19 protein-coding genes are annotated in these 18,673 nt (G+C 68.4%); 1 reads left to right on the top strand and 18 read right to left on the bottom strand.

Going from position 1 to position 18,673, the window contains the following annotated elements; all coding sequences use genetic code 11:
• Positions 1–28: 28 nt before the first annotated feature.
• The 4 genes from BTH42_RS08895 to BTH42_RS35375 are packed head-to-tail and all read right to left on the bottom strand — an operon-like array spanning position 29 to position 3,366.
• The gene (locus BTH42_RS08895; RefSeq protein WP_075298020.1) at positions 29–1,606 is read right to left on the bottom strand and encodes an FAD-binding protein; all 1,578 of its coding nucleotides are present in this window, start codon (positions 1,604–1,606) and stop codon (positions 29–31) included.
• A gap of 13 nt (positions 1,607–1,619) precedes the next feature.
• Positions 1,620–2,633 (bottom strand): anti-sigma factor, encoded by a 1,014-nt coding sequence (locus BTH42_RS08890; protein WP_075298018.1) that lies wholly within the window; start codon positions 2,631–2,633, stop codon positions 1,620–1,622.
• On the bottom strand, positions 2,633–3,202 hold the full coding sequence (locus tag BTH42_RS08885) for an RNA polymerase sigma factor (protein WP_075298016.1): 570 nt from the start codon (positions 3,200–3,202) through the stop codon (positions 2,633–2,635). The genes BTH42_RS08890 and BTH42_RS08885 overlap by 1 nt, the downstream gene beginning before the upstream one ends.
• A 26-nt stretch (positions 3,203–3,228) precedes the next feature.
• A complete protein-coding gene (locus tag BTH42_RS35375; protein WP_178392139.1) occupies positions 3,229–3,366 on the bottom strand; it encodes a hypothetical protein in 138 nt (45 codons plus the stop codon).
• Positions 3,367–3,745: 379 nt separating this feature from the next.
• Here BTH42_RS35375 and hfq point away from each other — a divergent pair, with 379 nt between their 5' ends.
• Complete coding sequence (hfq, locus tag BTH42_RS08880) at positions 3,746–4,231, top strand: RNA chaperone Hfq (protein WP_075298014.1); 486 nt, start codon at positions 3,746–3,748, stop codon at positions 4,229–4,231.
• A 66-nt stretch (positions 4,232–4,297) separates the two neighbouring features.
• Here the strand turns inward: hfq and BTH42_RS08875 are convergent, their stop codons facing one another.
• The 14 genes from BTH42_RS08875 to BTH42_RS08810 form a co-directional block, all read right to left on the bottom strand.
• On the bottom strand, positions 4,298–4,492 hold the full coding sequence (locus tag BTH42_RS08875) for a hypothetical protein (protein ID WP_178392140.1): 195 nt from the start codon (positions 4,490–4,492) through the stop codon (positions 4,298–4,300).
• A gap of 321 nt (positions 4,493–4,813) precedes the next feature.
• Positions 4,814–5,530, bottom strand: a complete 717-nt coding sequence (locus BTH42_RS08870) for a DUF2968 domain-containing protein (protein ID WP_075298010.1) — start codon at positions 5,528–5,530, stop codon at positions 4,814–4,816.
• A 46-nt stretch (positions 5,531–5,576) separates the two neighbouring features.
• Positions 5,577–6,968: a sigma 54-interacting transcriptional regulator gene (locus tag BTH42_RS08865; protein WP_075298008.1), complete on the bottom strand. Its 1,392-nt coding sequence runs from the start codon at positions 6,966–6,968 to the stop codon at positions 5,577–5,579.
• Positions 6,969–6,986: 18 nt separating this feature from the next.
• The gene (locus BTH42_RS08860; RefSeq protein ID WP_083654707.1) at positions 6,987–8,912 is read right to left on the bottom strand and encodes a TadG family pilus assembly protein; all 1,926 of its coding nucleotides are present in this window, start codon (positions 8,910–8,912) and stop codon (positions 6,987–6,989) included.
• Between the two features lies 1 nt (position 8,913).
• A complete protein-coding gene (locus BTH42_RS08855) occupies positions 8,914–9,345 on the bottom strand; it encodes a DUF3613 domain-containing protein (RefSeq protein ID WP_075298006.1) in 432 nt (143 codons plus the stop codon).
• A gap of 34 nt (positions 9,346–9,379) precedes the next feature.
• Positions 9,380–10,279: a tetratricopeptide repeat protein gene (locus tag BTH42_RS08850; protein WP_075298004.1), complete on the bottom strand. Its 900-nt coding sequence runs from the start codon at positions 10,277–10,279 to the stop codon at positions 9,380–9,382.
• A 9-nt stretch (positions 10,280–10,288) separates the two neighbouring features.
• A complete protein-coding gene (locus BTH42_RS08845; RefSeq protein ID WP_075298002.1) occupies positions 10,289–11,296 on the bottom strand; it encodes a type II secretion system F family protein in 1,008 nt (335 codons plus the stop codon).
• Between the two features lie 2 nt (positions 11,297–11,298).
• Positions 11,299–12,357 (bottom strand): type II secretion system F family protein, encoded by a 1,059-nt coding sequence (locus tag BTH42_RS08840; protein WP_075298000.1) that lies wholly within the window; start codon positions 12,355–12,357, stop codon positions 11,299–11,301.
• Positions 12,350–13,729, bottom strand: coding sequence for a CpaF family protein (locus BTH42_RS08835; RefSeq protein WP_075297998.1), 1,380 nt, complete (start codon positions 13,727–13,729; stop codon positions 12,350–12,352). The genes BTH42_RS08840 and BTH42_RS08835 overlap by 8 nt, the downstream gene beginning before the upstream one ends.
• Before the next feature lie 2 nt (positions 13,730–13,731).
• Positions 13,732–14,973, bottom strand: a complete 1,242-nt coding sequence (locus tag BTH42_RS08830; protein WP_075298079.1) for a fimbrial protein — start codon at positions 14,971–14,973, stop codon at positions 13,732–13,734.
• A gap of 87 nt (positions 14,974–15,060) precedes the next feature.
• On the bottom strand, positions 15,061–16,491 hold the full coding sequence (locus BTH42_RS08825; RefSeq protein WP_083654706.1) for a type II and III secretion system protein family protein: 1,431 nt from the start codon (positions 16,489–16,491) through the stop codon (positions 15,061–15,063).
• A gap of 41 nt (positions 16,492–16,532) precedes the next feature.
• A complete protein-coding gene (gene cpaB / locus BTH42_RS08820) occupies positions 16,533–17,477 on the bottom strand; it encodes a Flp pilus assembly protein CpaB (protein WP_075297996.1) in 945 nt (314 codons plus the stop codon).
• A 121-nt stretch (positions 17,478–17,598) separates the two neighbouring features.
• Positions 17,599–18,084, bottom strand: a complete 486-nt coding sequence (locus BTH42_RS08815; RefSeq protein ID WP_075297994.1) for a TadE/TadG family type IV pilus assembly protein — start codon at positions 18,082–18,084, stop codon at positions 17,599–17,601.
• The gene (locus tag BTH42_RS08810) at positions 18,084–18,596 is read right to left on the bottom strand and encodes a prepilin peptidase (protein WP_075297982.1); all 513 of its coding nucleotides are present in this window, start codon (positions 18,594–18,596) and stop codon (positions 18,084–18,086) included. Before BTH42_RS08810 ends, BTH42_RS08815 begins: the two co-directional genes overlap by 1 nt.
• Positions 18,597–18,673: the final 77 nt, after the last annotated feature.

Genomic DNA, 18,673 nt, shown 5'->3' with positions numbered 1-18,673 from the left:
CCCCCCGGTTGCCGTTCGGGACCCGCGCTCACGTATATCCGCGCCGGTCCCGCCACCCGGCCGGCCAGATCCCCTGCTTGCCCGGCGCCAGAATGCCGTTCGGGTCGAGCGCATCCTTGATCGTTTCCGACAGCCGCAACAACGCGCCGTCGTTGAAGCTGTACTGCGCGGCCGCGAAGTCCATCACCGCCAGATGCGCGCGATATTGGCCGTAGCCCGCCGCGCGCGCGTCGCTCATCAGCGAGCGCAGCAGCGCGCCGGCCTGCTCGCGCTGGCGCGGGTCGTCGCGCGCGAAAATCGCCGCGAAGATGTGATGCAGATGCCGCGCGCCGGCGGTGAAGCCGCCGTAGTAATCGAAGCCGTATTCGGCCGCGCGCGTTTTCACCATCGTGTACTGGCGCAGCGCGTCGGCCCCGCTCGCCGGACAGATCGGCGAGAAATCGACATGCGCGCCCGCGCCGCCGCGCCAGTCGAGCATCCGGAACGCGCTCATCGCCGGGATGCCGGCCATGTTGCGGTCGCCGCCGCCGGTCGGCTGCGCATCGCCCGCATAGCGCGCCGCCATCAACCGCGCCCCCGGCACCGTCGAAAACGCGCGCTCGATCAGCGCATAACGCGCGTCGATCACTTCGGGCGCGCCGTATAGCGCGAAATGCAGATTCCAGCGGCCCACCCCGAGTTTTTCCAGCATCGCCGCCACCGCGCTCTCCGGCATCGCACCCGTGCCGTCGTACCACTGCCGGCGCGCGGACAGGCCGGCCGCGCGGCGCAAACCGCCCTCGATCACCGCGTGATTGCGGATCGTGCCGTCGAGCCGCAGCGGCCGCAGAATCTCGACGATCGCGGCCAGATCGGCCTCGTGCCGGAACTGGAATTCGCCGAGCAGATACGCGGGCGGCGCCGGCATCAGCCACACGCCGAGCTTCGTGACGATCCCGTAGTTCGACTGCATGAACATCGCATCGAACGACGGCCCGTAGCCCGGTTGATACAGCTGCCACGCGCCGCCGATTTCGATCCCGCCCATGCCGGTGCGCAGCACGTCGCCGTTCGCGAGCACCACTTCCATTCCGCATTGCGCGGCCGCGTGATCGCCGTAGTCGGTGTAGCCGAAGCCGCGTTCGAGCGTATTGCCGACCACGCTGCCCCAGCCGGCCGCGGGCGGATCGACCCACAGCTTGTAGCCGTGCTCGCGCAGATGCGCATACAGGTCGAAGTAGCTGACGCCGGGCTCGACCAGTGCGTAGGCGAGCGTTTCATCGACCGCGAGAATGCGGTTCAGCCGTTGCAGGTCGAGCACCACCGAGCCGCTCAGACGCGGCGCCGCGCCGCCGTACGCGAAGTTGCGTCCGGTCGACACGGTCCACAGCGGGATTCGATATTGATTGGCAATCCGTAGCAGTGCGCGGATTTCGTCGACCGATGCGGGCAGCAACGCGGCGCTCGCGGCGAACTCGCCGGGCGCGCCCGGCGCGAACGGATCGAGATAGGCGGCAAGACTCGAGTCGGACGTGAGCACCTGCGCATCGCCGACGATCGCGCGCCAGCCGGCCAGCGCCTGGTCGAACTGCGCGGCGGACAGGTTCGGCGGCAGGGTCTGGGGCACGGCGCCTCCTTGGCTACTGCTGCCACGCCTCCGGCTTGCCGCCGAGCGCGCTGCAGACATCGATGGCGATCGCGCGCAGCTTGCCCTCCGCAATCGCGCCCGACAACGCATAGCCCATGCCGTCGCTGACCCAGTAGAAGGTGCGCCGATTGCCGTCGCGCAACAGCCGGAACGCGGTCTGGTCCTGGGTGCCGCCGGCGACGTACAGCGTCAGGCGCGCGCCCGCCTGGTTCTCGTACATGAACTGCGCGGCGGGCCCCGCCTCGCCCGGCAGCAGCCGCCCGCCCACCAGCGAATAACCATACTCCTGCAACGACGGCACCGACAGCGGCCGGTTCAGACGTTTCGACAGCCAGTTGATCAGATGCGCCTCTTCGCTCGCGGCGACCTCGACCGGATGACGCCGCTCCGGCGAATAGACCGCATACGCGACGTCCGCGCGCTGCGCGAAGCCGGCCGGCTGCGCGCCGAAGCGGCCCCATGCGCCGCTCCACGCGCCGCCGGTCAGGCGCGGCGCGAGCGGCCCGAGGGCCAAGGTGAGGCCGGCGCCGGCGGCGAGCCAGCAGGCGGCCAGACCCACGCGCTGCCACCACGGGCGGGTGCGGCGCACGACGATATAGGTGGGCTCATCGGGTGACGGGGTGGGTCGCGCACGCACGGTGCCGTCGGCCGGCACCGCGGCGCGGTCGCGCTGGTAGGTCTCCTCGCGCGCCCCGCTCTCCTCGCGTGCCGCCGGTTGTTCCGTCGCTTGCGGCGTCTGTTGTGCCGCTTGTTGTGACGCTTGTTGCGCCGCTTGCGGTGTTGTTTGCTGTGGCGTTTGCTGTGGCGCCCGCACCCCGCACAACGCGCGCAGTGCCGCGTCCTGCGCGCGCCACGCGGCGACCCGCGCGGCGGCCCGCGGATGCGCGTCGAGCTGCGCGGCGATCGCGGCCCGCTGTGCGTCGGGCAATTCACCATCGACGTACGCCGACAGCGTGCGTAAATCGAGCCCTTCGGGCAGCCCGGAGTCGAGATCGTCGTTAGTCATTATGGATTTCTCACTACTTTCAGCGGCGCGGCCTTGTGGGCCTGCGTGTGGGCCTGGCCGGGGCCCTCGCCCGCCGCCCGCGGCAACGCGTGCGCGTCTTCGCCGAGCAATGCGCGCAGATGCTCGCGGGCCCGCGACAGCCGCGACATCACCGTGCCGATCGGCACGCCCAGCGCGCGCGACGCCTCCTGATACGACAGTTCCTCGACTCCCACCAGCAGCAGCACCTCACGCTGCTCGAGCGGCAGGCAGTACAGCGCGCGCTGCACGTCGCGCAGCACCAGCCCGTCGACTTCGCCGTGCGGCGCTTCGAGGTTGCGCCACGGCGCGCTTTCGTCGTCGACCGCGATCTCGCGACGGCCGCGCAACTGATCGATATACAGATGCCGCAGGATCGTCAGCAGCCACGCGCGCAGGTTGCTGTTCGGCCGGAACGCCGTCCAGCGCGCAAGCGCCCGCTCCGCCGTATCCTGCACGAGGTCGTCGGCCCAGGCGGGCTCGCCCGTCAGTGCGCGCGCATAGCGGCGCAACTGCGGGAGCCACGCGATCACTTCCGCTTCGAATGTCACCCGGCGCGCAATACGCGAGCGCGGCGCTAGTAGCCGCCGCCGCTACTGTTGCTGTTGCCGCTGCTGCTCGACGCGGCGCTGTCGTTATCGGCGGCGTTCGCGAGCGTGCCGCACGCGAGCGCGAGCAACACGAACAGTGCTGACAGAAGCTGGAATGCTCTCATCTGATCCTCCTCACGGATGCCCGGCGCCCGATTCGCGGATCGGCCAGGCGGGCGACGGATCGCGCGCTGCGATGCCGTCATATAGCGCTTAACGCGGGGGCGGCGCGGTTTATTCCAAAGTATTTTTTCGTGGCTCGCGAATGTGCGCCGTGCCCCGCGCGCCCGGCCTTTTCCGCCAGCGCTGCGGGCCGCGCCTGGAGAGCCCGGACGGACACGCCATTGACCAGCAGATTCGTAACTCAACGTTACAGTGCGCGCTTATCGGATGCTTATCTGCGCGCGAGCCGCTATAGTGGACAGAATTCGGACCAGCGACGCGTTCTGCCCCCACACAGGGTAGAATCGCGGCGAACCACCGTCTCTCTAACCAGAATTCTCCATGGCCTCCGCAGAATCGCATCCGCAAAACGACTTCATGAACGCCGCGCGCAAGGAACGAAAGCGCGTCGAGATCTATCTGGTCAACGGCATTCGCCTGACCGGCTGCATCGAGTCGTTCGATCAGTACCTGGTGATGCTGCGCACGCCGGTCGGCCTGCAAGGTATCTACAAGCGCGCGATCTCCACGATCCAGCTCGACACCGGCACGCGGCCGGCGCCGCGCACCGGCCGGCCGTCGCACGGCGAACACAGCGCGCGCGGCCCGCACGGCTCGCGCGAACACCGGGAGCCGCGTGAGCCGCGCGAATCGTATGGCGCGCCGTCGGAGCGCACGTCGTCGAACGAGCGCAGCGGCAATTCGGACGGCCCGGTGGTCGTCACGCGTCGCCGCCGTCTGTTCGGCACCGGCGGCGACGGTGGCAACCACGGCGGCAATCATGGCGGTAACCACGGCGGCGGCAGCTCCGGCGGCCATCACGAATAAGCGCGCGCAGCGTCGCGCGCTTCATCACCGCCGCATCACCAGTCCTATCCGGTAAGGCAGCGCCGATCAGTCCGCACCCGGACCGAGGCGCTGCAGGATTTTCTCCAGTCGTGCCAGCTGCCGTTCGGTCAGCTCGAATCTCCCCTTCACCGCCAGCACCCGCCGCCTCCAGTAGCCGGCGACGAATAGCTGCAGCGCCGGTTGCTGCGTGGCCCAATCCAGGTGTTCCAGTTCGGCTTCGACGACGTGACGCGCGTGCACCCGCCGCGCGGGCGCCGGCTGCGGCGTGTCGACCGGTTTCGTCCGGGTGACGGTCGGCCGGTAGCCGGCGAGATTTGCTTCGGCTTGCATTGCGTGCTCCGGTTGCATCGGTGAAAAACGGCGACACCCGGAAAACGAAGCGACCGGAGCCGGTTTCAAACGATGCATCCGGCGACGCGCACAACGACGCCGCACAACGACGCCGCCGCGAGCCGTCGAATCGAGCCGCGGGAATGAACAACGAGGGGAATGGGAAATCCCGAACGCGGGAACGCCGGGAAGCTGGCGCGCGTGGCGCGCCAGCGCGTCAAACCGTGACGCTTAATGCAGCGGCAGCCCGGTCTCGAGCTGGCGTTGCAGTTCGCGCACCTGACGCTGCGCGGCACGCAGCTGGTCCTGCGCTTGCGCCTTCTGCTGCGCGAGCACGGTCGCTTCGGCGCGCTTCTGCTGCTGCTGGCTCGCGACGATGCTCTGCTGCTGACGCGCGACGTCGAGGTCGGCCTGCAAGCGGCTCGCGCGCTCCTGCGACAGCGCGATCATCCGCTGCGTGAACGCCTTCTGCGCTTCGAGCTGGGTGCGACGGATTTCGACGTCCGACAGCTGCATGGTCTGCCGCACGAAATCCTTGTAGATCAGTTCCGCGCGCCCGACGTCCTGGGTCTTGATCACGCGCCAGAAGTTTTTCTGCTGGAACAGCGCGACGTAATAGGTCATTTCCTTGCCGTAGAACAGCAGGCTCGCGCCGTAGGTGCCGTTGTACGTGGTGCGCAGCTCGCTCAGTTCCGAGCCGCGGATCATCTGCTGCAGTTCCGCGACATTGCCCGCCGCCGATTGGCGGTTTTCATCCGGCGTCAGCGCCGTGGTCTCCCCCTGCCCGGCCTGCGAGGTGTCCGGCAAGGCGGTCGTGGTGCCCGGCTGGGACACGACCGCGCCGCTCGCGCCGCCATTCGATAAAGCCTGCGCGTGCGCGCCTTGTGCTGCCCCCAGCACGATGCATGCGGCCAGCGCAATCTCTCGAAGCTTCGACTTTCGGTCCATGAATTACCTGCTTGTTCGGTTTTTGTTTTATTAAAGCGGACGATTATTACTCACTTTCGCGAGTTTCGGGCTCTTCGTCGAAAATTTGGTATTTGCGCATCTTTTCCCACAAAACCTTGCGGCTAATACCGAGATAGAGCGCGGTGTCCTGACGGCGCCAGCCGTTCGCATCGAGCGCGGCGAGCACGCGATTGCGCTCCGCCATGTCCCATTTGCTGCGGTCGACCAGCACCTCGGCCACGCTCTCCGCCGGCACCGGCTGACTGCTGCGCGCGAGCGCCAGCAGCCGTTGCAGGCGCGCCGCATCCCACGCGCCGATCTGGCGCACCGTCACGCCGATCCGCTCGGCCAGATTGCGCAGCTCGCGCACGTTGCCGGGGAAATACGTGTCGGCGACCGCGTCGGCGAGCCAGTACGGCAGATCCGGCAGCGTCGCGAGCCGTTCGGCGCCGACCACCTGGGTGATGAACGCCTTGAAGATCGCGATCTTGTCGACCGCGCCGCGCTCTTCGAGCGACGGGATCTTCAACTCGATCACCGCGAGCCTGTAGTACATATCGGCACGGAAGGTGCCTTCTTTAACCAGTTGCGGCAGGCTTTTGTTGGTGGCCGCGACCAGCCGGAAATCGAGCTTGATCGGCGTGGCCGAACCGATCCGCGTGACCGCGCTGTCTTCCAGCACGCGCAGCAGCTTGACCTGCTGATAGAGCGGCAGATCGCCGATTTCGTCGAGGAACAGCGTGCCGCCGTCGGCCTGCTCGAAGTAGCCCTTGTGCGCGACCACCGCGCCAGTGAACGAGCCCTTCGAGTGACCGAAGAACAGCGACTCGAACAGGCCGTCCGGAATCGCGCCGCAGTTCACCGCGACGAACGGGCCCTGGCCGTAGCGGCTATGTTTTTCGTGCAGCAGCTGCGCGATGCGCTCCTTGCCGACGCCGGTCTCGCCGTGCACGAGCACGCTGGTGTCGCAGTCGGCGAAGGTGTCGACTTCGTGCAGCAGCGCCTGCATGCATTCCGAGTTCGCGATCATCGCGTCGGACTCGTGCGTCTTCGCGCTGTGCGCGCGCATCTGCAGCACGAGCTTGGTGACCATCCCGCGCAATTCGGCGCAGGTGAAGTCGAGCGGCAGGATGTGCGAGTACTCGGCCGGATAGGCGGCCGGATCGTGCTCGCGCGGCGCGGCGCCGACCCACACCACCGGGATGCCGTGCGCGGCCTGCCAGTCGCGCAGGATCAGCGCGCCGCTGTCGATCACCGACACGCTGATGATCGCGAGCGACGGCCGCAACGCGGTGCGCTCGGGGGAGATCGCGATATCGTCCGCGCGGATCACCTCGACGTCGAAGCTCGCCATGCAGCGCGCGACGCGGTCGACGATATCGGCCTTGCCCTCCCAGACGTAGATATCGAGTTCCTCGATTTTGGTGGCGGTTCTCATCTTGGAATCTTGGATAGGCTATTGGACCAGTTGCGGGACGCCGCAGGTCAGCGACATGTTGTGGACGGTGGCGGTGCCGATCTGCACGCCGAGGAGTTGCAGGACGGGGACGATCACGGTGTTGAGGAGGCTGAAGATCGGCTTGAGCAATGTCGACACGGCGCTGGTGACGGCGGAAAGAACATCCGAGAGCGCGCCTAGCAGGTCGGCGCCAAGTACGGTGAGGCTCAGCACGTTGTTCTGCCCCAACGCGGTCAGCAAGCCCGAGGTCAACGACGACAGGTCGCTGCCGAGCGCGTTCGAGTTGACGGTTCTGGTCACGTCGAAGCTGCCGGACGAACCGTTGATCACGAGCGTCGTCGCGCCGGGCGTCGCCTCTACACCGAGACCACTCAGGCGGAGGTTCGTGATCGGATGGCCGAACATGTCGGTGATCGAGATCACATCGATGCCGGACGGCTTCGTGACGGTTTGCGAGACCGGATCATAGCTGCACGTCGTGTTGCCGCCCAGACAAAGCAGCGCGACACCCGGCGTCACCTTAATGGTCGCGCTGGTGGCCGCCTTCGAGCTTTCGCAATCGATCGAACTCAATACCGCCACCGCGGGGGCCACCGCCAAAGTCAGCACGATCGGCTTGTTGAGCGCCGAGATATTGACCAGACCGAGGATGGGGATCGGCTTCGACAACAACGCCGGCAGACTGATGCCGAGCTTCAGCGAAGCCGCGCGCGCCATGGTTCGATAGCTGCCGTCGCTATTCGTGCCGCCCTCGCCCACCGCCAACGTCGGCGGATTGATCACCTGCAACGAAACCGCCGCAATCCCCGCGAGCCCCGCGGAAACATTGATCACCGGCCCCGCCGAACCATCCGGATTACTCTGCGCGATCTGCGCGGCCACCATCACCGCATCGAGCGCGTTGATCGTCGCGGTCGCCGCCGAATTCGCGTTCGCGAGCCCCAGCGCGAGCAGGCCCGGCGCCGACGTGCCGTTATCGCCGATCGCAATGTTCTGGCCGCCCGGCACATCCACCGCGAGCGCCTGCAGGATCGTCGCGTTGACGGTATCGCCGCCGGCCTGCAACGCCTTGACCATCGCCACCACGAGCTCGTCATACCTGACCGAGGTCTTCAGGAGCCCCTGCATCGACGCCGCGCCGAGCGCGACGCGCAGATTGTCGAGCTTGATATGCGCGCTCGCGAGACTCTGCGTATCGCCGACGCTCAGCGAAATACTGCTCTTCAGCAGTCCGCCGAGAATCGCATTGAGCAGCGCCGACTGCTGCGTATTCAACGACGCGATGCCGGTCCCGAGCGAAAACGCATCGATATTCGACGCCAGCGCGGTCGCGCTCGCGCTGACGCTGATCGACGGGCCGGTGAGGAAGAACATCGGCACCTTCTGCGTCAACTGCACCTGCACCGCGTTGAGCGGGTTGCCGTTGTTGCCGAAGTAGGTGTTGCTGCTCGTGTCCCAGCGGCCGCAGGTCGTGCTGATCGTGTAGTTGCCGCCGTCGGCGGTGAAGCCGTTGGCCTGCGCGTTCAGCTGCGCGGCGTTCTGCGCGCCGCCGCAACCGGACGGCGTGCTGATCACCTGGACGGCCGCCATCGCCGACATATCGGCGGTGCGCTGCAACGAGCGGCGCACGAAGTACACGTTGCCGACGTCGATCGCGCCGAGCGCGACGATCGCCAGACCGAGCGCGATCGCCGCGATCATCATGATCGAGCCGCGCTGCCGGCGCCGGCCGCCGCCGCAGCGCGCGCGCTCGATGGCGCCGCGCCGCGACCAGCCGCGCGCGTGCCGCGCCGTAGCCGTAGCCGCAGCCGCAGCCGCAGCCGTAGCCGTAGCCGCAGCCGTACCCGCAGCCTGCGCTACAGGCTCACGCGACACGCCGCTCGCGGCCGCGTGCGCCGCCCGGACCGGTTGTTCCGCACGCATGTCAGTTCAAGCCGCCCGATCCCGACCCGCCGCCGCCCGAGCTGCCGGAACCGCTGCCGCCACTGCCGCCGCTGCCGCCCGAGCTGAACGTCGAGCCGTAGTGCTCAGGAATCCTGTTCTTGAACGACTCCATATAACGCTTGTACGCGAGGCCGGCTTCGGCGCCGAGCATCGGTTGCGCGGGCGCCGCCTGCGCGTTGCTGCGCTGCAGGTCGAGCCAGGCGAGCGTCGACGGTCCGACGTCGCTCTTGCGCACCACCGGCTGCGCGTCCTGCTGCACCGGCTGCACCGGCTGCGCGGCCGCGCCTTCCTCGCCCGCGCTTTGCGCGAAGCCCGGCGTCGCGCCGAACGTCGCGCTCGCGACCACCGCCGCGACCGCCCCCACGCCTCGCATCGATGCGAGCCAACCCCGGATTGCCGTTCTGTTTGTCATGTCCACTCCCTGTATCGCTGACGAGCGCGCGCGCCTACTGCGCGAAACGCTGCAGCAGACGCGGCGCGGGCTCGCTGCCCATGCTCGCGACCGTGCGCGCATCCGCGGCGGGCCGCGCCTGCCCCTGTTCTTTTGCCGCCTCTTGCCCCTGATTCGGTGTCGCCCCCGGCGCCGGCGTCGCGCGCGCATGCGCGCGCCCGGCCGCGGCGATCTTCGCCGCATCGCCGCGGATCGCCGCGCGCACCTCCGGCGTGAACTGCTGCTGGTCCATCACCGCGAGCGCCTGCGCATCGCCGCCGCTCGCGAGCAGATACAGCACCACGTTCGCAACGATCTTCGGGCTCTTCTGATCGAGTTCGGCCGCCTGCATCAGCGGCACGCGCGCGCCGTCGATATCGCCGTCGCGCAATCGCGCATAGCCGAGGTCCGACAGCGTCGCCGGATCGGTCGGCGCGTGCTGCACCGCCTGCTGCAATTGCTGCGCGGCAGTCCCGAAGTCGCCGGCCGCGCCCGCCAGCAGCCCGAGCCCGCGATAACCGCGCGCCGCCAGCGGCGTCTTCAGCAACTCGCCATACGCGTTCGCGGCCGCGGCCGCTTGCCCCGTCATGCGCAGCGCGTCGGCGCGCAGCAGGATCGAATCGGGGCTCGCGCCGTACTGTTTGTCATACGCGTCGATATGCGCGAGCGACGCGAAATACAGTCCCTGCGACTGCATCTGGTCGATCAGCCCGAGGTACATGCCCGGTGTGTTCGGCGGGGGCGCCTTGTCGGCCTGCTGGGTCATCATCTCGCGCTCGGCCTGCGCCCCGACGCCGTAGCCGAGCGGCGTCTTCGATGCGCACGCGCCGATGAGCGTCAGCGCCGCAGCGGCCGCGCAAGCCGCGGCGACCCGCAGCGGTTGCCGGTACTGCCCGGAACGGAAAGAGTCGATCATCGCCAATCCTCAATGCTTCGCCGTGCGAAACGAATGCTGAACCGCCAGCACGCCCGGCCCGGCGGTCACGATCATCAGCGCCGGCAGCAGCGTGACGATCATCACGCCGGTCATCTTCACGGCCAGACGGCCGATGCGCTCGCGCAGCATCGCGCGGCGCGCTTCGCGCAACCGGTCGCCGAACTGCTTGAGCGGCTCCTGCACCGCGCCGCCGTGGCGGTCCACCTGCACCAGCAGGCGCACCACCGCGCGCAAATCCTCGTTGTCGTAACTCGACGACAGCCGGTTCAGCGACTGCTCGCGAGTGCGGCCGGTCGCGAACTGGCGCTGCGCGATTTCGAGCTCGCTCGCGAGCACCGGCAGCATCCCGCGAAACTCGGCGACGATCACCTGCAACGCCTGATCGAGCGACAGCCCGACGCCCTGCAACAGCCGCAGCAGATCGACCAGCAGCGGCAGTTCGTTGACGACGCCGTTGCGGCGCCGGCTCGCGCGCCGCGCCAGCACGAACTTCGGCAGCATGAAGCCGGCCATCGCCGCGGCCAGCACGAACGCGACGTAGCGCACGCCGGCCACGTGGCCGCTTAGCAGCACGCCGATCACGAGCGGCAGCACCAGCATGCCGGCCAGTCGCGCGATCAGGAACAGCCCGCGGCTGCGCGTATCGACGAAACCGCACTGTTCGAGCAGACGCCGCTCTTCCTCGGCGACCACCTGGCGGCCGAACGGCGTATCGAGCCAGCGCATGCCGGTGTGCGCGAAGCGCTCCAGCAGTCCCTTGAAACCTTGCGGCCGGGCCGCGCGCGGGGCCGGCTTCGCGCCGCCTTGCGCACCCTCGGCGCCGCGCGCGGCCGCGGCGAGCGCCGCGCTTTGCAATGCGCGTTCGTCGAGCGCCTGGCGCAGCGTGCGTTCGCTGCGCCGCACCGCCACCACCCGCGCGAGCACCAGAGCCGCGAGCAGCAGCGCGCCGAGCGCGGCCAGCAGCAGAGCGAGAACGACGAGTTGTTGAGCTTGCATCGTCAGTCCCTCAGGCGCGTCATGCGATACAGCAGATACGCGCCGACCAGTTGCAGGCCGAACGCGAGATAGACGAGCTGGCGTCCGGTCGGGTCGAACCACATCGACGCGAAATACTTCGGATTGGAAAGGATCAGGAAGCCGCCGATGCCGACCGGCAGCATCGCCAGCACCCATGAAGACAGGCGCGTTTCCGCCGACATCGCGACCAGTTCGCGCTCGGCCTGTTCGAGATCGCGCATGAACGACGCCATCCGTTCGAGCATCACGTCGGCGCGGCCGCCGTACTTGACCGACAGCCGCAGCACCGCGCCGACCAGTTCGAGTTCGCGCACGCCGTAGATCGCCGCGACCTGCGACAGCGCGCGATCGATTTCGACGCCGGTGCGCAGCATCCGCGACACGTAGTCGAGACAGTCGCGCAGCGGCGCGTCGGTGCTCTGCAACGCGGCCTGAAACGCGGCCGGCACGCTGTTGCCGAGCGTGATGAGCCGCACGATGCCGTCGAGAAACAGCGGCAGTTGCCGCACGATCAGCTGGCGGCGCTTGCCCGCGCGGATCGTCAGCAGGAAATAGAAACCCATCGCGCAGACCACCAGCGTCGCGCAGAACGCCATCAGGCCGCCCGCCAGCGCGGCCCAGCCGCACAGCGCGAGCACCAGCAGCGCGCCGAGCGTCAGCGGGCCTTTCGCATCGGCCAGACCCGCGCGGGTCAGCGCGTACAGCACGGTGAAGCGGGCCCGCGCGTACAGGTACTGCGCGCGCACGCGCCAGTCGGCGTTGGCCGCCGGCGGCTGCGGCGCGATCAATGGGGACGACGCGCGGGCCGCGGCCGCCGCACGCGGCGCGCCCTGCGGATTGCCCGTTGCAGCGCCGCTCATGCCGCCTACCCCACCAGCAGCCGCCGCGCCGGCCGGCAACGCAGCCGACGCCATCCGGCTATCGATATAGCGTGCGACGCTCGCCTGGCCTTTGCGTTGCGTGCCGCGCTGCCACAGCAGCAGCGCTAGCGCCGCGCACACGAGCGCGAGCGCCACGCAGACCAGGATCGCGCTAGACATTGAAGCCTCCGCCGAAGCCGCCGCCACCGCCGCCTCCGAAGCCGCCGCCAAAACCGCCGCCGAAGCCCTGCGCCGCGTCGCGGCCGCCCAGCGTCTGGCGGAAGCGCGCGAGTTTCGGCGAATGCGGATGAATGCCGAGCGACACCCAGTTATCGAGTTCCTCGCCCTCGGCCGTGACGATCGGCTCGTAGCGATACAGCTCCTGGGTCGCGATGATGTTGTCGGACAGACCGGTGACCTCGGTCACCGACAGGATCCGCCGCCGGCCGTTCGACAACCGGCCGATCTGCACGATGAAGTCGATCGCATTGGCGATCTGGCGGCGCAGGCTCGACTCGGTGCCCTGGAAGCCCGCGAAGCCGGCCAGCATTTCGAGCCGGTACAGACACTCGCGCGGCGAGCTAGCGTGCACGGTGCCCATCGACCCGTCGTGGCCGGTGTTCATCGCCTGCAGCATTTCGAGCACTTCGCCGCCGCGCACTTCGCCGACGATGATGCGGTCCGGCCGCATCCGCAGCGTATTGCGCAGCAGGTCGCGGATCGTCACGACGCCGGCGCCGTCGAAGCCGCCCGGACGGCTTTCGAGCCGCACCACGTGCGGGTGGTTCAGCGACAGCTCGGCGGTGTCCTCGATCGTCACGACCCGTTCGGCATCCGGAATATGGAACGCCAGCGCGTTCAGCAGCGAGGTCTTGCCCGAACTCGTGCCGCCCGCGACCAGCACGTTGCAGCGCGCGGCGACCGCCGCTTCGAGCAGCGCGCCGATCTCCGCGTTGTAGGTGCCGTTGGCGAGCAGATCGTCGGGCCGCATCGGATCCTTGCGGAATTTGCGGATCGACACGATCGGCCCGTCGATCGACAGCGGCTCGATCACCACGTTCACGCGGCCGCCGTTCGGCAGACGCGCGTCGACCATCGGGTTCGATTCGTCCAGACGCCGGCCGATCGGCGCGAGAATGCGCCGCACGATCCGCAGCAGGTGCGCGTTGTCGGCGAAGCGCACCTGGATGCGCGTGAGGATGCCGTGGCGCGACACGTACACGTCGTTGTAGCCGTTGATCAGGATATCTTCGACGGCCGGATCGGCGAGCAGGTCCTCGATCGGCCCGAAGCCGGCGAGCTCCTTGGTCAGCGCCTCGGCGATCAGCCGCACTTCGCTCTCGTTGATCGGAATGCGGCGCAGCCTGACGAAGCTGTCCATCTCGAGGTCGACGAACTGGTTGATCGCGTTACGCGACCAGCGGCCGAACTCGGAGCCGAGCTCCTCGATACGCGTGAGCAGATGCTCGTGCGCCGCGTTCTTGATGTCCTGGAACTGCTGGCTATGCGCGAACGTCGGCGCGTCGTCGGCAAACTGGATCTCTTTTGCCATCGTTAGGACCGCTTGGGAGTAGTGGGAATGAGGCGCTTGAGCGCACCGAGCGGCGACTTGCCGCGAGCGTGGCCGGCCGCCGCCTGCGCGCCGCCGAGCCGTTCGATCAGCGGTTCGAGCGCGCGCACGTACGGATCGCGCGGCGCGACGTCGACCAGCAGATGCCCCTGGTTGACCGCCTGGCCGAGCGGGATGCGCCGCTCGGGCAGCGTCGCGAGCAACGGCACCTCGAGACGCTGCGCGATCTGCGCGGCGGCGAGCCCGAGATCGGCATCGAACTTGTTGACGATCAGACGCACGCCCGCGATATCGACGCCCTCTTCGCGCAGCGCGTCGAGCACGCTGACCGCCGACACGATCGAGGCGACGCCCTGGTCGCACAGCAGCCAGGTTTCGTCGGCCGCCTGCACCACGTGCGCGATGAATTCGCTGTTGCTGAAACCGCCGAGGTCGATCAGCTGCTGGTCGAAGAACGCGCGCAGCCGGGTCAGCAAACCGATCGACGACGAGTACGACACCTCGCGCATGTCGGCCAGATTCGGCGGCAACGTGGTCAGCGCGAGACCGCTCGCGTGATGCGACAGCGCGGTATGCACGAAGGTCTGATCGAAGCGGCGCAGATTGCGCACCGCCTCGACGAAATTGAATTCGCTGCGGGTGTTCAGCAGCAGCGAGCCGTCGCCGGCCGGCAGGCCGAGATCGAGCAGCGCGGCCTGGCGCCCCTGGGCGACGTCGCGCCGCTGCATCAGCACGCCCAGATTCGCGGCCAGCGTGCTCACACCCATGCCGACGCGCGCGCCGAGCAGCGCGGTCACCTTGCCGTGGCGGCTGACCGGCTCGACGAGGTTGTCGAGCACCTGGCGCGCGATCCGCAGCGCGTCCTCGGGCGGCCCCGACAGGTCGATGAAGTCGCGCACCCCGGCGCGCAGCGCGGCCAGCGCGCTCTCGGGCTCGGCCAGCGAGCCGAGCGCGACGATCTGCAGCGCCGGATGATTCGCGCGCACCGCGCTCGCGGCCGCGCTCGCCGCCGCGCCGCGGCCGCACGAAAAGTCGACGAACACCAGCGACGGATTGAGCGTCGCAATGCGCTGGAGCAGCAGCGTCGGATCGAGCGTCGCGGCCTCGACCATGCCCGCGTTGACGAGCGTATTGGAGAGCCAATGCACGTGTTCGTCGGCAAGCGACGCGAACACGAAATGGTCGGTGATCGCCCGTTCAGTCAACGAATACGTTCTCGCGTTCATGTTGAACATCCTCTTGCGGCATCGGCTGCGAGGCCGCCGCGTCGTACTGCGTGCCGGTGCGCGCGCGGCCTGCCGCGCGTACCGGCGTCATTTCGAGAATCCCGGCACCGCGTCGCGCGGCGCCGCGAAGCCGCCGATCAGCGAACGCCACACCGGCGCGTTGCGCTGCTCGGACTGCTCGCCCGGCGTCGTCGGCAGGCTCGCGCCTTTCGCGAGCGGCGACACCAGGTGCGGCGTCACGATGATCACGAGTTCCCGTTCGTTCTGCTGATAGCTCATCTGCTTGAAGAACGCGCCGAGTACCGGCAGGTCGCCGAGCAGCGGCACCTTCGACACGTTCGACGCGGTCTCGCGATCGATCAGCCCGCCGATCACGAAGCTCTCGCCGTCGCCGAGTTCGACCGTGGTGTCGGCGCGCCGCGTGATGAACGCCGGCACCGACACGCTGCTGATCGTCACCGCGTGCGTGAAGTCGAGCTGGCTCGCCTCCGGCGCGACCTTCAGCGCGATCCGCTGCGGGCTCAGCACGGTCGGCGTGACGGTCAGCCCGATCCCGTACGACTTGTATTCGATCGAGGTCTCGCCGAGCGCCTGCGGCACCGGCACCGGCACTTCGCCGCCGGCGAGGAAGCTCGCGCTTTGCCCCGACAGCGCGACCAGCGTCGGCTCGGCCAGCACGCGCGCGAGGTTGTTGCCTTCCAGCAGGCTCAGGTTCGCGAACAGCCCGCGCGAGGCCGAGTTGAAGATCAGGTTGAAGGCCGACGAGATCGGCGTCGTGCTGGTCACGTCGAGCGCCGGGGTGCCGCCGCCCGTCACCGAAGTCAACGACGACGGCGCGAACGAACCGAACGTGAAGCCGTTGTTGTTCTTCGAGAAGTTGAAGCCGACTTCCTTGAGCACCGAGCGGCTGAACTCGACCACCCGCACGTCGACCTGCACGACCGCGCGGTTCGCGACCGTCGACGTGTCGAACACGGTGCCGTCCTTGCCGAGCGCGCCTTGCGCGGCGACCACCGCGCGCTGGTGCGATTCCATCGTCGCGGTCGAGCCGGACACCAGCGCGGTGCTGCCGAGCACCTTGACGCTCGGCGTATCGGCGCCGAGCAGCGAAGCGGCTGCCGGGGTGATCACGTTGACCGTGTAGTTCAGCGGCAGCTCGCGATCGCGGGTCCACACCATCAGGCTGGTGGTGCCGGCCGCCTTGCCGACCAGCAGCACGCCGCCGCGCTTGTCGCCCTTGACGATCAGCACGTCGGCCACGTTCGGGTCGCCGATCGCGACCCGCTGCAACGCATGGCCGACCGCGAGCTGACGCTGCGCGCCGACCGTCAGCTCGACGTTCTGCGACGCCGGGTTATACGCCGCCGCAGCGGACTCGCTGGTCTGCGGTTGGGTTTGCGACGCGCGCGTGGCCGCCGTCCGCTGCGCCGGCCCGGCCGCGTCGGTCGCCGCCGACACGCCCAGCAACGCCAGCCCGAGCCACGCAGCCTTCCTCAAAGCAAAAATCCGTTTTGTCATGTAGTTATGGACGCGACTGGCCGCCCGCTCCCTGAAACTGCTTACCAGGCGACCGTTTCGGCTCGCCCACCCCGTATCACTTCGATACCGCCTTTCGCGCCGCCCGTATTGCCCGCGACGCGGGTCGGCGCCATCGGTGCCGCTGTCGGCGCGCGCGGCGCCGCCGGCCGCGCGGCGCCGTTGCCGACTCCCGACAATGCGTCGAGCGCGACGCCGGCCGCCGCGCGGGTCGAATCCGGCAGCGGCTCGGCGCCCGCTCGCGCGGCAGTCTTCAGCACCGCCGGATAGGCCGGCAGCGAGTCCTGATCCAATACTTCGGGATCCTTCGGATTACGCAGTGCGAGGACCAGCCGGCCCGAACTCTCGGCGAGCGTCAGACGGTCGACGTCGGCGACCGGCACCGCCAGCACCGCGGTGCGCACCAGCCCGTTCGGATCGCCGCCGGCGTCGCTGGTGGTGGTCGCGCCGCCGAATGCGAGCACGCGCACTTTCGACAGCAGCAGCCGCGCCTGGGTCCGGTCGATCTCGGCGCCGCTGCCGGGATTGCCGTCGCGTTTCAGCGTGAAGAACACGTCGACGAAATTGCCCGGGCGCAGCCGGTTGCCGACCGCATTGCCTTCGTCGACGCGCACCGACAACGCGCGCTCGCCCGGCTCGATACGCTCGGCCAGACCCGACGACAGTTGCGCTTCGAGCACCGGCGAGTCGGGGCCGATGTCGGCGTTCGGCACGCGGCCGAGCAGTTGCGAAGGATCGGTGAACGCGCCGTTCGGATTGATCGGCAGCTTCTGCACGCGCAGCGCGTCGACGGTGATCGGCTTGCCGCCCGGCAGCGTGCGGGTCGCGACCACCACCGGGAAGCTCGCCTCGGCCACCGGCGCGGCCGCGACCGGCGCCGGACGGCGCGACAGCGACCACGCGAACAGACCGAGCAGCAGCGCGATCGCGATCAGGACACCGGCAAGAATTTTGGTCAGATTCGGCATGACAGGTCGTGCGAAAAACCGCGTCGGTTGAAAGGAACCCCGCGCGATACCCCGCGCGAAGCGTTGCGCCGCGCGCGTGCTGGCACACGTGCGGTCGCAACGAGGAAGGCCGGCGCATGCATCACTGGATGTTCTCCGGATTGAGTTGGACGGTGGCGTTGCCGTACAGCTTGTTCGGCAGAGCGATACCGAAGCCGGGCAAGGTCGGCACGAGCGGAGTCGCGCTGTAGTCGAAGCTCAGCGACACGCTGATGCATTGCATCGCGTTGCCCGGGCCGCAGCTCGTCGTGGTGGTCGTGCAATGCATCGACTGCACGAGCGTGGCCGCGACCAGTTTCGCGGCGTCGCATGCCGCGCTTGCGCGCCTGGTGAGCGCATCGCTCATCGACGAATTGCTCTGCCAGTTCAACGCGGCGCGCGCGCCCTCGGACGCGGCGAGCGTCAGGTTCTGCTGCGCGACGAGGATCAGGCTGTACGTGACGATCGCGTAGAGGATCACGAAGAACAGCGGGAACACCAGCGCGAATTCGATCGCCGCCATCCCGCGCTGGGTCCGTGCGCGGCGACTGAGCGTGCGCGGTGCGCGCTGTCTGTTGCGAGCGTTCATCACACTCTCCCGCCGGTCGTTTGCAGTACCAGCCAGAGCGTCGCCGCGACCGTCAGACAGGCTCCATACGGTGTCGACGCGCGGCCCGCCAGTTCGAAGGTCGCGCCGCCCCGCCCGCCCGCACCGGCGCGGCCGAGGCTCGCAAGCCGGGTACGCGTGACGATCAGCAGCCACAACGCGTGCACGCCGGCTGCGAGACTCGCGGCCATCCACAGTCCGGGCAGCGCGTGCATTCCGCACCATGCGCCGAGCACCGCGAAAACCTTGACGTCCGCGGCGCCCATCAGACCGAATGCGAAGAACGGCAACAGCGCGAGCAAACCGACCACCGCGCCGATTACCGACTGAATGAAGGTAGTGTGAAATGGATTGCCCGCGAATAACGCGCAGCCGAATGCCGCCGCTAATCCCGCAATCACAATTGAATTGGGAATACGCCTCGCGCGGCAGTCGCTTATTGCAACGACTACAGCCCAGGCGATAAATAAAACCATTCCCAAAGAGACGCTCATTTCGAACTCGACAGGCGAAGCAGTGCCATGCGAATTAATTATTCAATTCGCATTAATCAATACCGCTATTCGGCAAA

The sequence above is a fragment of the Burkholderia sp. SRS-W-2-2016 genome (genome assembly GCF_001931485.1).
Lineage (GTDB): Bacteria > Pseudomonadota > Gammaproteobacteria > Burkholderiales > Burkholderiaceae > Paraburkholderia.
Note: the sequence above shows the minus strand (reverse complement) of the source record. Positions and strands in the feature narration are given on the sequence as shown.

Bases quoted from the DNA above. Each gene is read 5' to 3' on its own strand.
- BTH42_RS08810 (WP_075297982.1), bottom strand. From the start codon at position 18,596: ATGAGCGTCTCTTTGGGAATGGTTTTATTTATCGCCTGGGCTGTAGTC.
- BTH42_RS08890 (WP_075298018.1), bottom strand. From the start codon at position 2,633: ATGACTAACGACGATCTCGACTCCGGGCTGCCCGAAGGGCTCGATTTA.
- BTH42_RS08865 (WP_075298008.1), bottom strand. From the start codon at position 6,968: ATGAGAACCGCCACCAAAATCGAGGAACTCGATATCTACGTCTGGGAG.
- BTH42_RS08835 (WP_075297998.1), bottom strand. From the start codon at position 13,729: ATGGCAAAAGAGATCCAGTTTGCCGACGACGCGCCGACGTTCGCGCAT.
- hfq (WP_075298014.1), top strand. From the start codon at position 3,746: ATGGCCTCCGCAGAATCGCATCCGCAAAACGACTTCATGAACGCCGCG.
- BTH42_RS08860 (WP_083654707.1), bottom strand. From the start codon at position 8,912: ATGCGTGCGGAACAACCGGTCCGGGCGGCGCACGCGGCCGCGAGCGGC.
- cpaB (WP_075297996.1), bottom strand. From the start codon at position 17,477: ATGCCGAATCTGACCAAAATTCTTGCCGGTGTCCTGATCGCGATCGCG.
- BTH42_RS08870 (WP_075298010.1), bottom strand. From the start codon at position 5,530: ATGGACCGAAAGTCGAAGCTTCGAGAGATTGCGCTGGCCGCATGCATC.
- BTH42_RS08845 (WP_075298002.1), bottom strand. From the start codon at position 11,296: ATGCAAGCTCAACAACTCGTCGTTCTCGCTCTGCTGCTGGCCGCGCTC.
- BTH42_RS08830 (WP_075298079.1), bottom strand. From the start codon at position 14,973: ATGAACGCGAGAACGTATTCGTTGACTGAACGGGCGATCACCGACCAT.
- BTH42_RS08840 (WP_075298000.1), bottom strand. From the start codon at position 12,357: ATGTCTAGCGCGATCCTGGTCTGCGTGGCGCTCGCGCTCGTGTGCGCG.
- BTH42_RS08825 (WP_083654706.1), bottom strand. From the start codon at position 16,491: ATGACAAAACGGATTTTTGCTTTGAGGAAGGCTGCGTGGCTCGGGCTG.
- BTH42_RS08850 (WP_075298004.1), bottom strand. From the start codon at position 10,279: ATGATCGACTCTTTCCGTTCCGGGCAGTACCGGCAACCGCTGCGGGTC.
- BTH42_RS35375 (WP_178392139.1), bottom strand. From the start codon at position 3,366: ATGAGAGCATTCCAGCTTCTGTCAGCACTGTTCGTGTTGCTCGCGCTC.
- BTH42_RS08815 (WP_075297994.1), bottom strand. From the start codon at position 18,084: ATGAACGCTCGCAACAGACAGCGCGCACCGCGCACGCTCAGTCGCCGC.
- BTH42_RS08855 (WP_075298006.1), bottom strand. From the start codon at position 9,345: ATGACAAACAGAACGGCAATCCGGGGTTGGCTCGCATCGATGCGAGGC.